We start from the raw sequence: 15,865 nt of genomic DNA on the forward strand, positions 1-15,865 counted from the left end.
CCGGCCGGCCGTTCATTGCCGATACGGATCGGTCTCGCTCACCTGGCCGCGCAGCACGGGCTTCGCCGCCGAGCCGGTCAGGAACAGGCTGACGTGATCGCCCGGCTGAAGCGCCGGCAGCGTGTACGGCGCCGACCGCGACGCGCCGCACGCAGCAGCCAGCGCGGCACTGACGGGATTGATGCTGCGCGCCGCCGCGCCATGTGCGGCAACGTTCGAAAACAGGGCCGGGCCTGCCGGCGAAACATCGAGCCGGCCCTGCGCGCAGCCGCCGGCGAGATTGTAGAAGCGCAGGTCGGCCTTGAGCGCATCCTGCGCGCCGCCGGAATCGTCGATCGCGACGAGCGACGTGCGATCGCCTTCGTGCTTCGGCACCAGCGTGCTGAAGGTATCCGGCGCCACTTGCAGCGTTGACGACTTGCCATCGAGCATCACGTTGAACGACGTATTCCCTCTGACAATCGCATAGGTGCTGGCGATCCGGTTGCCCGTCAACGTCTGCTGCGGGCCATCGGCGATCTTCACGCGAAGCGGCGTGGTACCGGGATTGACGATGCGGACGAACGACGAGCCCGCAGGCGGACGCGCGGCATAGAGTTGCGCAAATGCGCCTTCGGCGTGCGCTGCGGCGGCGCTCATCGCCAGTGCGCCGCTCGCGGCAAGTGCAAAGAGGGTTCGAGATACCCGATTCATTGGTGTGACTCCGTGGTGGAACGCGTGCGTGCCGCGCTGTACATACGCGCCAACTGCTGACGATCCGCCTTGTCGGTTTGCGTGAGCGGAAAGCCGTGACAAACGATCAGTTCGGAAGGGACCATATAAGGTGGCAGCCGGCGCCCGAGTTGCGCGCGCCAGTCCGCCAGAGACGGCGGCGGCGGATACAGGCCCGCCGGCCCGGCCTCGTCCGGGTCCACGAAGCCGACCACGCGCACGACCTGTCCGTCGGGCCGCTTGAGCGCAACCGCCGCACCGGCTCGAATGCCCGGCAACGTGGCGAGCGCGGCATCCACTTCGGCCAGCTCGATGCGGTAGCCGTTCAGTTTGATCTGATCGTCGCGCCGGCCCCGGAACGTGATGAGCCCATTCGCGCCTGCTTCACCGTAATCGCCGGTGCGATAGCCTCGCTTGCCGCCACGCACGAACATGCGGGTCGCATTCAGATCCGGCCGGTTGAGATAGCCCCGCATCACGTGATCGCCGGCGATGCAGATCTCCCCGCCGTCGATGAACACGTCGGCATACGGTTTGGCCTTGCCGATCGGGAACGGCAGCGGCGCCGCCGCACGAAGGACCGGATCGATTTCCACCCACGTGGTCGAACACGTGGCCTCGGTCGGGCCGTACGAATTGATGATGCGCGCCTCCGGAAACCGGCTCCAGAGCGCTTCGGCCACCGTCGGCGTCAGCGACTCCGCGCCGAACACGAAAACCCGGAGATCCGGCAGATGCCGATGATCGAATGCGGGATCGAGCAGTTGCTGACGCACGAACGACGGCGTCGAGGCCCAGACGCCAACCCGCGCGCGCGCGAGATAGGCGGCAAAGGCTGCGCGGTCCTCGATCACTTCGCGCGCGCACAGCGCGCACGCTCCGCCCGTCACCAGCGCACCGACCCAGTTGAACAGCGAGAAATCGAAGCTGAACAACATCTGATCCATGAAAACCGGCGCATTGCCCAGCGCCAGGCAATCACGAATCCATGCACCGAACAGCTCGAGACTCTCCCGGCCGATCTGCACGCCTTTCGGATCGCCCGTGCTGCCCGATGTGAACATGACGTAAGCCACGCCCTTTTCGGCAAGCGGTGCAGACTCGACGCCGGTATCGGCAAACACGCGGGTCTGAGCGTCGTAACACGATCCGCCGCGAACCAGCGCGGCAATGCGGACGATGCGTTCAGGTGGATTGACTACATCGATAGGCACGAACGGCACGCCCATGCGCAAGCAACCCAATATCGCCACGAGGAATGCCGCTTCCTTGTGGCCGGTAATGACGACAGGGACGTCCTGCTGAACACCCGCCTCCGCCGCCGCGTCCATCCATCGCTGCACGGCTTCGCGCAGCGACGACCAGCTCAAGGTCCCGCTGGCGTCGATGACCGCCGGTCTGTCTGGCGACTGGCCGGCGTCGATGAAATCGAAACGCTCGAAATCAAAACGCATGATTCACTCCGGACAAGGGTCCGCCACGGCACGCAAGGGTGCTGTCGCGAACCGCGTTCATTGTTGCCGCTGCGACGCAATGTATTGCGCGAGCGTGTGCACGGACTCCAGGTGCACGTCGATTTCGGACGGCGGAATCTTGACGCCGAATTCGCGCTCGACGGAGAGCGCGACGTCGACGGCCGACAAGGAGTCGATCAGCCCTGAGTCGATGAGCATCGTGTCCGGATCGACGGACGTCAGGATGATGTTTTCGATCAGGTGGGCGACCCGGGTTTCGATGTCGGTCAATAGCATGGGAGTCCTCCGATGAAGGTGGGGGTAATCAGAACTGGAAGTAGAGAAAGCGCGTTTCCTTGTGCAGGTTCACCATGCACAGGAACAGCACTACGAGCGTTGCCGCGAACCAGGGTACGTTCGGTCGCCAGGGCATGAACGGACGCGGCGCCGCCTGCACTTTGAACAGCGCGGGCGAATGCTGGCCGAGAATCTGATGAGCGTTCGGCGCGAACCATGCGATACCGAGCAACACCGTGAGCTGAACCGCCTGAAGGTGATGGCCGATCAACAGACGCCATGCGTCGCCGATGCTCATGGCGGTCGCCGCGGGTAATGCCGCGATGTGCTCGACGCCGCGCAACCCGGCCATGCCTTCGATGAGCCGCCATGCGTCGCCAACGCCGTTCGCCCGGAAGAACGCCTGTGCGACCAGCACCGCCACGAACGTCGCCGCGACGCCCAGGGCATGGGCGGCGCCGTTGCGTCCGCGCTCCGCGACGGGGCGGCGGCTCACGACGAAGATGCGCCAGCCGTGGTTGATCGACAGATAGACCGCGTGCAGCACGCCGAATACCAGGTATTGAATACCTGCGCCGTGCCAGATACCCGCAAGGCTCATCGTGAACATCGTCGGCGCGACGATCGTGGCAACGAATCCGCGGGGCGTGCGCGCGGCGCTCGACCCCGCCGGCAGGCCGCGCCGCTCGCGTGCACGGGAAATCGCCATCGCAACCGGGTAGTAAAGATACGAAGTCAGGTAGCGGGTCAGCGTGATGTGCCAGCGCGCCCAGAAGTCGATGATGCTGCTCGCCTTGTACGGCGAATTGAAGTTGAGCGGAAAGCGGATGCCGAACATCTTCGCCAGGCCGAGCGCCATGTCCGAGTAGCCGGAGAAGTCGAAATACAGTTGCAGCGCGTAGGCAACGCTCGTCCCCCAGGCTGCCCATAGCTGAAGATCGCCAGGCGCCGCGAAACCCGCATCGGCATAGGGCGCGACGGTGTCGGCGAACAGCACCTTCTTCGCGAGGCCGACCACGAACAGGATGCCGCCCACCGACAGGTTTTCCGCGTGGAAGCGGAAGTTCTCGCGCTGCGCGAACTGCGGCATCATTTCCTTGTGGTGCAGGATGGGACCGGCGACCAGGTGCGGGAAGAACGTCACGAACAGCACATAGCTCAGCAAGCTGCGTTCCTTCACGATGCCGGAGCGGCAATCGAGCAGATAGCCGATCTGGGTGAACGTGAAGAACGAGATGCCGAGCGGCAGGATCGGCGTCGTCAGCGTCCCGTGCGTGATGCACAGATCGCTCAGGAAGTTGAAGAGCGTCGCGAAGTACTTGTAGTGCGCCAGCACGGCAAGATCCGCGGCGATGCTGGCGCCGACGAGCAGGTTCTGCAGTCGCGGCTGTCCCGCGCAGCGCATGACGATGCGGCTCATCGCGTAGTTGAACGCGATGGAGGCGGCAAGCAGCGCGACGAACTGCGGATTCCACCAGCCGTAGAACGCGAACGACATCACGCACAGCCAGACTGCCGCAAGCCACGGGCTGACCTTGCCGGCCGCATAGTGTCCTGCCAGGGCGACCGGCAGGAACAGGAACAGAAAGAGATAGGAGTTGAACAACATGTCGGAAGATCGGTTCAGGTCGAATGGCTGTCGTCGGGCAACTGCTTCAGCGCTGCTTTTTCGTCATCGGTGAGAGGCAGCGACAGCGCGTTCTCCGAGAATTCCCAGATCACGAGCCGGAGCGTCTGCGGCCATGTCGCGCGCGCGTTGAGCGCAGCCACCAACGCGCCGCTGAACTGCCCCCCATCCATGCTTAGATTCCAGACCTCCCGCCCCAGACCAATACCCAGCCATTCCGCGAAATGACTGCGGCGACCGTTCGAGCTACCAGCGAGCAGGACTTCGACGGGCGGTGCGTCGTCCAGCAATCCGCCGCTGCGCACCGGCTCGATGCGCTGTGGCGCTGCCCTCTCCACCTCGGGGCGCCAGCCTCGCGGCGCGTCTGCCAGCCCCGCCAGCACGAGCAGATCCCCCATGCGCGCTTCAGGCTGGCCGGGCATGCCGACCGTGAAGGACTGCGTGCCCTTGACGTCGCTCAACAGCGGCAGCGCGGCACGCGCGACGGTATCGGCCGCCAGCTTCGCGCCGTACGCATTCATGTGCACGTCCGTCCGGAAGAAGACGGGTTGCCCGCGTCCCATGAGCGCCGGACGCAGATCGACGAACGGCACCCCGTCGCGCCGAAGGGTTGCCTGCCACACATCGAGGCGCTCGCGCATGATCGGCAACGCCGGTTGCCCGCACAGATGCGCGGCTTCGACACGCGACTTGTCCGGCACCGCGACGACCAGCACCTGGATGTGCTGCGCGCGCAACTGCCGCGTCCAGTGACGCATCAGCCGCAGGCGATCGTCCAGCACGCCGGCGCCCACGCCCGGCTGCGGACGCAAGCCATCCCGATAGAACATCCACTGCGGACAGCCCAGCGCCGCCTGCTCGCCGAGATCGCCGAGCAGGCGATAGCGGACCGCCGCGCCGACCGTCTCCACCGAAGACTGCGCCGGCAGCTTCAGCAATTTGCCGAGCGCGCGCCCGGCCGAGCCGTCGAGCCATGCGGCGGGACGCACGTCCTGCCGCGCGAGGCTTGCGTGGCGAAGCAGCCAGCCTCCCCAGCCGGCGCCTGCAATCAGGAGCGCGCACCAGAGCGCAGCGCCGATTCGATGCCCTCGCGCCGTCGCGTGATCGATCCGGGACGTCATGTCAGTGGCTCAACGCGGTCTTGAGGCGATCGAGCCATGCGTTCGCGGACATGATCGATGCGTTGTCCCACAAGCCGGACGCATCGGGCCCCTGCGCGAAGGTCGGCTCGAACATCTGCCACACCAGCACCTGCGGGCGTTGCTGCCGGAAGGCCGGCGACTCGACATATTCGAGCAGTACGATCCACGGACCGACGTTGCCCGGATTCCAGTTCACCGATACCGGCCGGCCGATCAGGCTGGAGAGCTTCTGCGGAAACCCGAAATACGGCTGGACCATGCTGTGTCCGGTCACGTGCACGGGTGCCGGCGCGTCGTCGACGAGGTTTGAACTTTCCGCCTGGCGCCGCACCGAATAGACCTCCCGCCCGACCTGCTTCTTCTCGTCTGCCGTGAGAAACAGCTCGGCCAGGTCGCCGTAACGCCGCTCGTTGAAGAGAGGGCCGAGCGTCATGCCGGTGCCGGGCCGGCCATCGAGCTTCGCGACGTCGCGTCCGATCATGCGCGCCATGGCCTCGGCCGTCGCGTCGGCCGAGGCCTGGGTCCAATGCTGGTCCGTGCGGTAGAAGACCTCCTGCCCCGACGCCTTGAGCTGGCGCAGGACGGCCGCGTCGTCGAACGTCGAGATACCGGCTTGCCCGAGCTTGCAGAGGATCAGGCCATAGCGCGCCTTGACCTCGGGACTCAGTGTCTGGCCGTCCGGCAGCCTGTCCTCATAAAACAGCGTCTTGTCGGGCAACAGCAGCACTTCCAGCTTGATGCCGCGCGCGGCGAGCAGATCGCGCGCCTGCCCGATCAGCCGCGTCGTATTGTCGATGCCTCGCACATCGACCTGCGTGAGGCTGCCCCAGCCGGGAAACAACCATCCGTCCTTGCCCTTGATGACGATCGAGGACGTCTCCTGTGCATGCGCCCCCGCGATGCCGAACGCGAGCGCGCACACCGCCGCCCGGCGCGCCAGCCGACCAAGCATACCGGCGGCCACCGTGCGATGCGGCGCAAGAAATCGTTGAATCATGCAGCTACTCCCTCGTTGAATGCAGCCGGCCCGTCCAGCGTCGCAAGACGCCGGTCCGCCTGCGCGATCGATCAATATGAAAGCGTCACGGTCATGAACAGACCCTTCGACCGGTCGGCCTGGCCGCCGCCGACGTTGAAGCGGTACTGTGTCGACCAGTCCAGATAGGAACGGGGCGCGTCGTAATGGTCTTCCCGAAACCAGTAGCGGAAATTGACGCCGAGCCCCGCGCCCATCGACCACGATTTGCCGTTGCCCTGAAGCGCAATGGCGCCATTGGTCACGCCCGGCACCTCCACGCGATCGTTCTCGTCGATGATGTCGCCCCCGACCACGACATACGGAAAGAGCACCAGCCTGTCGCTGACGGCATCGATGCGATAACTGCGGCCGACCCGAACCTCATAGGCGGCGAACAGCTGGTCGCGCTTGTAGCGCCCTGACGTGCGCGCCGTGGTCTCGCCCGTCGTCTGGTCCGTCAGCCAGAACTGCGACGGCATGTCTTGCCACGAATAGCCGCCCTGCATATAGGCTTCCATCGTGAACCAGCTGGGCTGATCCACACGCAACATCGTTCCCTTGTAGTAGCCGTAGGTCACGTAGGTCAGCCAGCCGCCGTTGCCTGCCCGCGAGCTGAAATGCGCATTCATCGGAGCCGACAGCGCCGCCGCCGACGGATTGGCGGGATTGCGCCCGCTCAGCCGGCATCGGAGCTCGGGCGACTCGGGCGTGAGCGTGCCGGAACGCGTTGCCGACCCGACCATGAACTGACGCTCGATGCCGAACGTCAGCCCGAGCTCGGTCGACGGCGTGAAGCGCAGCCCGAGGGCGCCCGTAGCGGTCGGAATCCCTGCGAGCCCGTTATTGACGCTCTCGTCGATATTCACCGGCGCGCCCGTGCACGGATCGGACACGCTCTGGCCGGGCGTCGAACCGTTGCCGTTGGCGAGCGTATCCGACAGGCGGCCATAGACTTCGAACACGCGCGTCGTCGTGTTGAGGAAATTCGACGGACGCCAGAACACTTCCGCCGTGCCGAAGACCGCATCTCCCGGCACGGTAATGGGCGCGCCGCCCAGTCCCGCACCGGCCGGCCGCGAGCCGCGATACGCGACCGACGCGGTCGCCCCCCACTCGCGCGACAACCCGGCCACGGTGCTGCGTGTGTCGAAGCGCTGCTGCTGCGTCAGCGGTAGCGCGTCTGTGTCGTTCAGGTCGATCGCCTGTCTGAAGGTGCCCACGGCAGCGCGCTTGTCGCCGGCGCCGGCCTGCGCGTATCCCTCGTCGAGAATGACCGTCGATGGCGCCTTCCCAGTGGCCCGGGCCGCCCTGAAATCCGCTACGGCCTCGTCCGGCTGACCGCGGCGTTGATTCAGATAACCGCGTTGCATCAGCAGCGCGGCATCGTCGGGATGCGCAGCAAGCTCGGCGTTCAACCGCTCGGCAGCTTCCGCCTGCTGCGCCGGCGTCCCCGCCGACAGCACCGTCGTCAGCAGCCGCTGCATCGCCGGATTCTTCGGGTCCTGCCCGACGGCCTTTCGCGCGCGCGCAATGGCTTCCTGATAGTCCTGACGGGCATAGGCCGCATAGGCACTCGCCCCCGGCCCGCCAGCCTGCGCGGCATCGGACGGCAACAGTTCGCACGACGTGCCGTACGGCGTATCGCGGCAGTCCTGGATCGGCGCCGGATAATTGGCAAGCGTCAGCGACTCCGGGGCACGACGGGCGTCCATCGCCTCGCGCCTGCGAGCGGTCACAGCCTGATCCCTGGCGTTGAGCGGCCGGATCAGCGTCAGTGCGCGCGCCGGATCGCCGGCCGCCAACGCCGCGTCGGCGGCAATCAGACGGAGATTCCGGCGTTGGGCGTCGTCAAGCCAGTCCTGCCCGAGCGCGGCGTCGAAATCCGCGTTCGCCAGCGCCGTCTTGAGCTGACGCTGACGCAGGTAGCCGCGCATGGCCAGGGCGACGGTGTTGCCATCGTCCTGAAGCAAGGCATCGCTGGCGGCAGCCTCGGCCTCGGCAAGCCTACCGTCGAGCATCAGCGACGTGACGAGCAGCAGCCGATGGCTATCGACGTCGGGGGCGAGCCCGACAGCTTCGCGGGCGAACGGCACTGCGGCGGCAGGGTCGTTCACAATCAGCGCCTGATAGCCCTTCTGCGCCGGAATCACCGCCATACGGCGTCGCAGCGTCTGTCGACGGGCAACGAGGTCGGTCCGGTTCGGCGCGCCCAGCGCGAGCGCCGCATCGGCCGCGAGGACCGCGTCGTCGAGCTTGCCTTGCGCTTCGAGCGAATCGAGCCAGAGCAACGCCCACGCACCTTGAGACGGATCGATGCGAATCGCCGACTCGGCGTCGCGCGCGCTCGACGCGTAATCCTTGCCGTTGTACTCGCCGTACGCCCGCGTCGCGATCGGAAATGCCTTGCGATAAGCCGCGCTCGCCGTGTTGCGCGCACCGGCCGGCACCGCGTTCAGATTGGCCTTCGCCGCTTTCAGCTCAGGCGCATCCAGGCCCGCCTCGAGCGCAGCATCGACGGCGCGATTGGCATCGGCAACGCGCCCCGCCTTCTGCAACGCGTAGATCAGCAGCAGACGCAAGCGCACGGAATCGGGACGCAGGCGGATCGCCGCATCGGCCTGCACGGCCGCCTGCTCATAGCGCCCGGCCTGGTAACTGGCGTATGCACGATTGGCGTCACGCCACGCCGGCCCCTTGAGTTGTACTTCGACAGGCGCATCCGCCTGTAGCGTCTGCGCGGGCAGCGCGTCCCAGCAGCATGCCAGCACGGCCGCCAGTAAGAGACTACGGGTCCGGAGCTTCATGAACGGGTCGCCTCGCCGCTCAGGACAGAGGCCATGCCACCCGTTGCGGTCTGTTGAAACGAGATCGCCTCATGCAGCGTCGCTTCGTCGAGCCAACCCAGTTGCACGAGAATCTCTCCCAACGGGCGACGATCGCGCGCCTGCATCTCGAGGGCGTAAGCGAGTTTGGTGTCGTCGATTGCCTGCCAGGAAAGCAGCAGATCGCCAAGGCGCTGACGCTGTTGCGTCAGTTGATCCATCGACGGAAAGTCGTGCATCGTCTTGTCCCACGCCAGCCGCTTGCCGGTGATCAGATGGCCGAGGTACAGGCGCCACGCACGCGCGGCGGCCATCGCGTTGATGAAATTGCCGATCACCATCCGCGGGACTGCCAGCAGCGCATGTTCCCATCCATAGATCTGATAGACGAACCAGCTACGCTGCAGCACCCGCAGCGCGAGCGCACATGCGTTGAAAGTCGTGAGCACCGCAATCCAGCTTTGAGGAGAAAAGGCCGATGGATAGTGGAGCGTCCACCAGCCCATGCGGTCGGCGAGCAGCAGAAGCATGAAATTCAGCACAAGGGCGTAAGCGAGGATTGCCACGAACGACGTGACGAGCCCCTTGCGGTCACGGAACAGCAGATACCGGGTCGCGAGAGAACCGCCCCAACCGACCTGCGCCCATCCCTGCAAGCCGATGCCGAGCGTCCATCGGGCTTTCTGGCGATAGGCCGTCCTGAACGTGTCGGGAAAATACTCGCGAATGCCGAGGGGCATCGAGATCGTCGAGACTTTCTCTTTTCCGAAGCCGAACAGCCGCTTGCGCCTGGTCACGTATTCCACCGGAAACTTGCCGAAGATCTGCTTCATGCCGCGTCGCGCGAGACGTGCGCCGATGTCGTAGTCTTCGGTCAACGTATCGGTGTTGAATGGCTGATTGTTCGTTTCGGCTGCGAGCTCTTCGAGCGCCCTGCGTGAAAAGCACGTCCCCACGCCCGCCGACGGCACCATTTTCGACAGACTCTCGCGCACCACGAGATCCTTTGTGTGCCATTCGGCGAACTCGTCCATGTACGTGCCGGCGATAAGCTCGTGCCACTCGCGCTCGAGCGACGTCACGGGAAGCTGGATGAAGTCGATGCGCGGCAGCAGGTAGTTGTAGTACTTGAGCTCGAGCGGGTGAAGCACGTCCTCGCTATCGTGCAGGACGACGCCCGCGAACGGTACCGGCTGCATGGTGTTCTGCCTGAAGATCGCCTGGACGATCCAGTTCAGGCAATCCGCCTTGCACGTCGGACCATCGTGCGGCACCTCCACGCGCACGAGCTGGCGATAGCGTCGGCGCATGCGCTCGACTTCCGTGCGCGTTCGATCGTCATTCCGGTAGGTGCCGACGAAGATCATGTAGTTCTTGTATTCCAGCGTGCTCACCATGTTTTCGAGCATCGGCGCGATCACGTCGTACTCGAGCCACGCCGGCACCATGATCGCGAGCGGCTGTTCTTCGACCGCCCGCAACTGCGACGCCTGGAGCGGCGCGTAGCGCCGCCGTACCGTGAGAGACCGGGCGATTTCGCGGACCCAATACCAGCCGTCGACGAACAGATCGTCGATGCTCGACACGAAGATCACGACGCTCACCACTGCGCTCAGCACTTCCAGCGCACGGTAATAGTCGGCCGCCAAATACGGCAGATAGAGCGGGGAGAACATCGCAGTCATGTCCGGTGTCAGTTACCCGAGCGCTTCTTGCGACGCGCGAGCGCAGCAAGCACGACGATCACGACGAACAGCAGCACTGCGATGCCGATGAGCGGCGCGCCCCACGACACAATGCGCCGCCATTCGTGAGAGACACCGCCGTCGGCGTCCGGCGCAACGACGTCTTCCTCGCGGCCGTTGTCGAACCATGCAACCGGGCCAGCCGATCCGATGACCGCGAGATTTCCGCGGTTGAGCAGGAACGGTGCCCCGGTGTCCCGCGCCGGCTCGCCGATCGCATGCCACAGCACACCGTCCTGGCCGCCGCCGCGCACGACTTCGGCCGTCGACACATGCTGCAACCCCGTTACATCGAGAAGCAGCGCATCCTTCCCACCGATCTGCAAGCGATTACGATCGGTCACGACGGCAGATGGCTTCACGCCGTCGACAGCCACCTCCATCGCCACGAACGGTTTAGACGGCGTGATTGCCTTGTCGCGAGCCGCCCATGTCAATTCGGCGCGCGACGGCGACAAGCCGCTCGCGGCAGCGATGCCGATGACGCGCTTGATGTTTTCGGGCGCTGCCGACAGGTACCGATCCGGCACGATCAACTGCGGATTGCCCGCCAATAGCGGCAGCAGACCGACGAACGTGCCGTCGGGTTCCGCGTCGCCCGGCTTGATGTAGCTTGCGGCCGGCAAGATGTCGACGGGATAGGCCTGGGGAATCTCGTTACAGTCGGCGGAGTACGGTTGACGCTGTACCGAGACACGCAGCGTGTTGCTGACACCCAGCACATAGCCCGGCACGCGCGCCCTGAGCTGCTCCGGACGCCCGTTTGCGTCCAGTTGCTTCGCCGTCAGCAGCACGCCGTTCCAGAACACCGCCGCGACGGGGCGCGACGCGGCAGGGCCTGGTGCCGCGGCGACGTACAGCGTCAATTCGCTCGGCATACGGCCGTTCGACGACACGGCATCGAGCGGAAAGCCAACGGTCCAATCACCTTTCGCCATCACGTCGAAGCTATCCGCAGCGCCACCCAGACTGGACAGGCGCACGACCTGCTTGTCGCCGATGTCGGGCGCGCTTGCGGCAGGCACCGTAACCGCGCTGCTCGTCAGCAAGCGATGCATCGATGCGTCGAACAGGGCTGCGGCCTGGGCGCCCGCATCCGCGGACACCGCGATGACGGACTGCCGCCCCATCAGGAACAGACGAATCTGCTTGCTGCCGAGCACGGCATCGGCCAGCGGCGCATGCTGCGCGCGCCATGCGCCGAACGCCGCGCTCGCATCGGTATCGCCCGCGAACTGGGCTTGCAATGCATCGAACGCGGCCGCAAGACGCGCACGCATCGCGTTGTCGACCACCATCACGTCGCCGCTCGCGCCCGGCGCGCCCAGCGCCAGCAGCGCCCCGAGTTCCGCGGCGTTGGCGATCCTGTGCGTCTCGACGTTGTCTCGTATTGCGCCGAAGGCCGGCACGCCGGACAGTACTGCCGGCACATCGAGGCCACGCGTGTCGACAACATCGCCGACCGAGGGCAATGCGCGCACCGAAACGCGTTTGCCACTACGCTCGAGCGCCACGCCGATCCGCCACGCGCTATCGAACGCATCCTGGCCCAGCGTATTGCCCGCGACGAGCAGCGTCGGCGCTCCCGGAAGGGTGCTCCATGCGTCGTCGAGACTCGCGATCGATTTCTGATCGAGCCGATAGGTCAGACGCGTTTGCGGGGAAACCGTCACGGAATTCGCCTTCGAACGGTCGTCTTCGCAGCGGCGACCCGCATTGCGCGCTTGCGAATGCCAGTTCACGCCGAGGCGCACAAAGCCCGTTTCGCGCGGATGAGCCGATACGGCAATGGCGCGCTGCACCGGCCCGTCGCCGTCCGGCACCATTTGAGATGCCATCGGCTGGCCGTCGACGGAAAGCACGACCGAGGCCGAGCCCGGTTCGCTCTTGACGTAACGACCGTCGAAAGCAATCGACGCGCCGTCAAGGGGCAACCCCTTGGGAACCGGCAAATAGAAATCCTGGCTCGAGTCGCCGGTCAGCACAACGGGAGCGGCCAACCCGAGATCGGCGAGCGCAATGTTGCGCGTGAGGTTCACGCCGGCGCCGAGCTGCCGGATTCCGTCGCCGAGCGGGCTTGCATAGCCGATATGGGGTTGAAGAACACAAGCGCTTGCAAGCGCGCTCAGACTCGCGGCAAACCGCGGGGCGAATTTCCTGAAGAGCAACAGCATAGGGATGCCTGCAGATGAATTTTGACGATGGTGGAGAGTTAATTGAGCTGATCGAACATTGCCGAGGACGCGTCGAATTCCTCGATGGGACGACCGCACAGCGCATCGACGATGCGGGCTGCGGCGCGGCCATCGCCATACGGATTGACCCGTCGCGCGAACGACGCGTGGTATCCGGCATCATCGAGAAGACGCGTGACGCCCTCCACGATGCGATCGCGGCTCGTTCCCACAAGGGAAACCGTGCCGGCCGCCACCGCTTCCGGACGTTCCGTGACGTCGCGCATCACCAGGACCGGCTTGCCGAGAAAAGGCGCCTCCTCCTGCACACCGCCGGAATCGGTCAGAATCAGATGCGCTTGCTGCATGAACCACACGAAATCGGCATAGCCGAGCGGCTCGATGAGATGAACATTGGATACATCCTCAAGCTGCGTCATCACCACGTCACGCACTGCAGGATTGAGGTGGACCGGATAGACGATTTGCACATCGTCCCGACGCGCCAGATCAAGGAGCGCCGCACAGATATTGAGAAAACCCTCGCCGAAACTCTCGCGCCGGTGACCCGTGACGAGAATCAGGCGTCGCTGCGGGTCGACCCACCGATAGCGCGACGCAATCGACCGCTCGAACACCGATCCCGCACGCAGCTTCTTGCATAGGGTCGCGAGTGCGTCGATGACGGTATTGCCCGTCACTGCAATACGGCCCGACAGGTTTTCGCGTAAGAGATTGCCCTTTGAAACCTCTGTCGGCGCAAACATCCAGTCCGAGACGGCGTCGACGACGCGGCGATTCATCTCCTCGGGAAACGGCATCGCAAGATTGCCGGTGCGCAAGCCGGCCTCGACATGCCCGACCGGTATGCGTCGATGAAATGCCGCGAGCGCACAAGCGGACGCGGTACTCGTATCCCCGTGCACCAGCACGTAGTCCGGCGCTTCCATATCGAGAACGGCATCGACGCGCGTGATCGCCCGAGAGTAGAAACGGTTGAGCGTCTGATTCGCGACCATCACGTCAAGGTCGTGCTTTGCCGTCAAACCGAATAGCTCCGTGACCTGGTCGAGCATCTGACGATGCTGACCTGTCACGCATACGATGTTCTCGATCGATGGTTCGGCGTTGAGCGCCGCCACGAGCGGGGCCATCTTGATGGCCTCCGGACGGGTGCCGAATATGGTCATAACTTTGAGCGACATTCCCCTAACCCCTGAAATTTCATAGATTCTTGTTTTCAGCTATCGATAAGCATGCCGAATCAATTGATCAGCGCTTTTTCCGCAAGACCGCTCAGCCTGCCTACACGCGCTTAAAGTGTCGCAATCATGGCCCGGTCACGACCGCTTCGCTTGGCCTGATACAGCATGCGGTCGGCTTCGAGATACAGCCTTTGTGGCGTTGGCGTGGTCAGGCCAAGTCCGTCATGCCAGATCATGCCAACACTGATCGCCAGGAATCCGCTGTGCACGTGCGGGCCGGGTAACGCCAGACTCCGCACCTTATCCTGTACTCGCTCGACGATATCAAGCGCCACTGTCGCCGACTCTACGCACAGCACCATGCAGAATTCATCGCCCCCCAATCTGTACAGAAGATCCTGATTGTGGCGAAGCTGATTCATCGTTACATGCGCAATCAAACGCAACGCATCGTCGCCAGCAGCGTGCCCGTAGGTATCGTTGTATGCCTTGAAGTTGTCCACATCAAACAGACAGAAAGCGAACGACCGCTTGCACATTCGACGCTCTGGGATCCGCCGGGCCGCATCATCGAAATAACGACGGTTATATGCGCCCGTCAGGTCATCGGTGATCACCAACCGCTCAAGCCTCGCGTTTTCCGCTTCCAGTTGCCGGATGCGACTCACCAGGCGCACCCGTTCCCGACACGTGAAATTGCGGAACCCCAGACGGTTCTTACGGCAAACGCGCACCGCCCTCGCGACTTCGTGCGCTCCGAGCGCACCAAAATGGTTAATTTTCATACTCAGATAATTCCCATTTCACGCCCGGTCTGGACGCGTTGCATCATCCCCGACTTCGATGCCGTTTTAAGCGAAACGACTTCAACTCAACTTGGGAGCCAATTATGGGATATGCAGCCGTTAAATTAAAAAAATTTTCTTTAAAGATTGTCAATTTTTATCAAGGCCTTTTATTACAAATTTATAGCGACAGCGAACTTCGTTTAGTCACGCCAATGTAAACAACGTCGTCGCCATCGAATAGCGCCATTCCGGTCATTTCGTACCGGAACAATAAAAAAGCAAACGTTTTACAAGAAGGGATGAGCTGAATTGGTACGTTAAAGTACCTCAGTGTCGCGTAAGCGGCGAACATGGCACCCGGCCTTTGGTGGACGGGAATTGCATTGCCTTTGAACGCTTCTTGCTGCCTCCACGCCCGGCGGATAGGCATCCAGAAGGGCACGACGCTCAGACTACGGTCATCACCCGTCGCCGCATCATGCGGTAGCGTACCTTCGCCGTAGTCAACCTGGACGCATTCGATAGCACGCTGGCGGTCTTCGGACAAGGAAATTTTTAATAACGATATCCAGAGGAGTTTGATCTCCCTCCAAGGAATCCGGCATCGTGCATGCATCGACTTTTTATCGTCGAACAATGACGCATCGCGTGCACGACGCAGACAACCTCGGGTGATGCGCCAGTTTTCACTACCACCAAAATGCGATCAGACCATAGAAACACTGCCTGGAAGAGAAACTCGCCAAAAAATAACCAGCCCATAAAAGCAATTAAGATTTTGGCAGAATCAACCGAATCACATGTTTGCTCAAGCGCCCAATTTGTTTGCCAAATGGGATTTTTGATCAGCTTGAAACTTCATCTCGTCAAACTGCACTCCGC

12 protein-coding genes are annotated in these 15,865 nt (G+C 63.7%); all 12 read right to left on the reverse strand.

Features of this window, described 5'->3' with window-relative positions; genetic code table 11:
* Positions 1–12 precede the first annotated feature (12 nt).
* Positions 13–693: an alginate O-acetyltransferase AlgF gene (locus WN982_RS35520; protein ID WP_341316665.1), complete on the reverse strand. Its 681-nt coding sequence runs from the start codon at positions 691–693 to the stop codon at positions 13–15.
* Positions 690–2,165 (reverse strand): AMP-binding protein, encoded by a 1,476-nt coding sequence (locus tag WN982_RS35525; RefSeq protein ID WP_341316666.1) that lies wholly within the window; start codon positions 2,163–2,165, stop codon positions 690–692. The genes WN982_RS35520 and WN982_RS35525 overlap by 4 nt, the downstream gene beginning before the upstream one ends.
* 57 nt (positions 2,166–2,222) lie before the next feature.
* Positions 2,223–2,462 carry an acyl carrier protein gene (locus tag WN982_RS35530; protein WP_341316667.1) on the reverse strand — a complete coding sequence of 80 codons (240 nt, stop codon included), beginning with the start codon at positions 2,460–2,462 and terminating at the stop codon, positions 2,223–2,225.
* Positions 2,463–2,490: 28 nt separating this feature from the next.
* Positions 2,491–4,071, reverse strand: coding sequence for an MBOAT family O-acyltransferase (locus WN982_RS35535; RefSeq protein WP_341316668.1), 1,581 nt, complete (start codon positions 4,069–4,071; stop codon positions 2,491–2,493).
* 14 nt (positions 4,072–4,085) lie between these two features.
* Positions 4,086–5,210, reverse strand: coding sequence for a cell division protein FtsQ (locus WN982_RS35540; protein ID WP_341316669.1), 1,125 nt, complete (start codon positions 5,208–5,210; stop codon positions 4,086–4,088).
* Between the two features lies 1 nt (position 5,211).
* Complete coding sequence (locus WN982_RS35545; RefSeq protein WP_341316670.1) at positions 5,212–6,228, reverse strand: twin-arginine translocation pathway signal; 1,017 nt, start codon at positions 6,226–6,228, stop codon at positions 5,212–5,214.
* A gap of 71 nt (positions 6,229–6,299) precedes the next feature.
* Positions 6,300–9,053, reverse strand: coding sequence for a tetratricopeptide repeat protein (locus tag WN982_RS35550; protein ID WP_341316671.1), 2,754 nt, complete (start codon positions 9,051–9,053; stop codon positions 6,300–6,302).
* Positions 9,050–10,747, reverse strand: a complete 1,698-nt coding sequence (locus WN982_RS35555; protein WP_341319528.1) for a glycosyl transferase family protein — start codon at positions 10,745–10,747, stop codon at positions 9,050–9,052. The genes WN982_RS35550 and WN982_RS35555 overlap by 4 nt, the downstream gene beginning before the upstream one ends.
* Before the next feature lie 17 nt (positions 10,748–10,764).
* A complete protein-coding gene (locus WN982_RS35560) occupies positions 10,765–12,990 on the reverse strand; it encodes a hypothetical protein (protein WP_341316672.1) in 2,226 nt (741 codons plus the stop codon).
* A 38-nt stretch (positions 12,991–13,028) separates the two neighbouring features.
* Positions 13,029–14,195, reverse strand: a complete 1,167-nt coding sequence (gene wecB, locus WN982_RS35565) for a UDP-N-acetylglucosamine 2-epimerase (non-hydrolyzing) (protein WP_341316673.1) — start codon at positions 14,193–14,195, stop codon at positions 13,029–13,031.
* Positions 14,196–14,305: 110 nt separating this feature from the next.
* Positions 14,306–14,980 (reverse strand): GGDEF domain-containing protein, encoded by a 675-nt coding sequence (locus WN982_RS35570; protein WP_341316674.1) that lies wholly within the window; start codon positions 14,978–14,980, stop codon positions 14,306–14,308.
* A 181-nt stretch (positions 14,981–15,161) separates the two neighbouring features.
* Entirely contained in the window at positions 15,162–15,620 is a 459-nt protein-coding gene (locus WN982_RS35575) for a hypothetical protein (RefSeq protein WP_341316675.1), read from the reverse strand.
* Positions 15,621–15,865 lie beyond the last annotated feature (245 nt).

This window comes from Paraburkholderia sp. IMGN_8 (assembly GCF_038050405.1).
Classification (GTDB): domain Bacteria; phylum Pseudomonadota; class Gammaproteobacteria; order Burkholderiales; family Burkholderiaceae; genus Paraburkholderia.

Coding starts and splice junctions, on each gene's coding strand:
- WN982_RS35520 (WP_341316665.1), bottom strand. CDS start 693: ATGAATCGGGTATCTCGAACCCTCTTTGCACTTGCCGCGAGCGGCGCA.
- WN982_RS35570 (WP_341316674.1), bottom strand. CDS start 14,980: ATGAAAATTAACCATTTTGGTGCGCTCGGAGCGCACGAAGTCGCGAGG.
- WN982_RS35530 (WP_341316667.1), bottom strand. CDS start 2,462: ATGCTATTGACCGACATCGAAACCCGGGTCGCCCACCTGATCGAAAAC.
- WN982_RS35535 (WP_341316668.1), bottom strand. CDS start 4,071: ATGTTGTTCAACTCCTATCTCTTTCTGTTCCTGTTCCTGCCGGTCGCC.
- WN982_RS35550 (WP_341316671.1), bottom strand. CDS start 9,053: ATGAAGCTCCGGACCCGTAGTCTCTTACTGGCGGCCGTGCTGGCATGC.
- WN982_RS35560 (WP_341316672.1), bottom strand. CDS start 12,990: ATGCTGTTGCTCTTCAGGAAATTCGCCCCGCGGTTTGCCGCGAGTCTG.
- WN982_RS35540 (WP_341316669.1), bottom strand. CDS start 5,210: ATGACGTCCCGGATCGATCACGCGACGGCGCGAGGGCATCGAATCGGC.
- WN982_RS35525 (WP_341316666.1), bottom strand. CDS start 2,165: ATGCGTTTTGATTTCGAGCGTTTCGATTTCATCGACGCCGGCCAGTCG.
- WN982_RS35555 (WP_341319528.1), bottom strand. CDS start 10,747: ATGTTCTCCCCGCTCTATCTGCCGTATTTGGCGGCCGACTATTACCGT.
- WN982_RS35545 (WP_341316670.1), bottom strand. CDS start 6,228: ATGATTCAACGATTTCTTGCGCCGCATCGCACGGTGGCCGCCGGTATG.
- wecB (WP_341316673.1), bottom strand. CDS start 14,195: ATGTCGCTCAAAGTTATGACCATATTCGGCACCCGTCCGGAGGCCATC.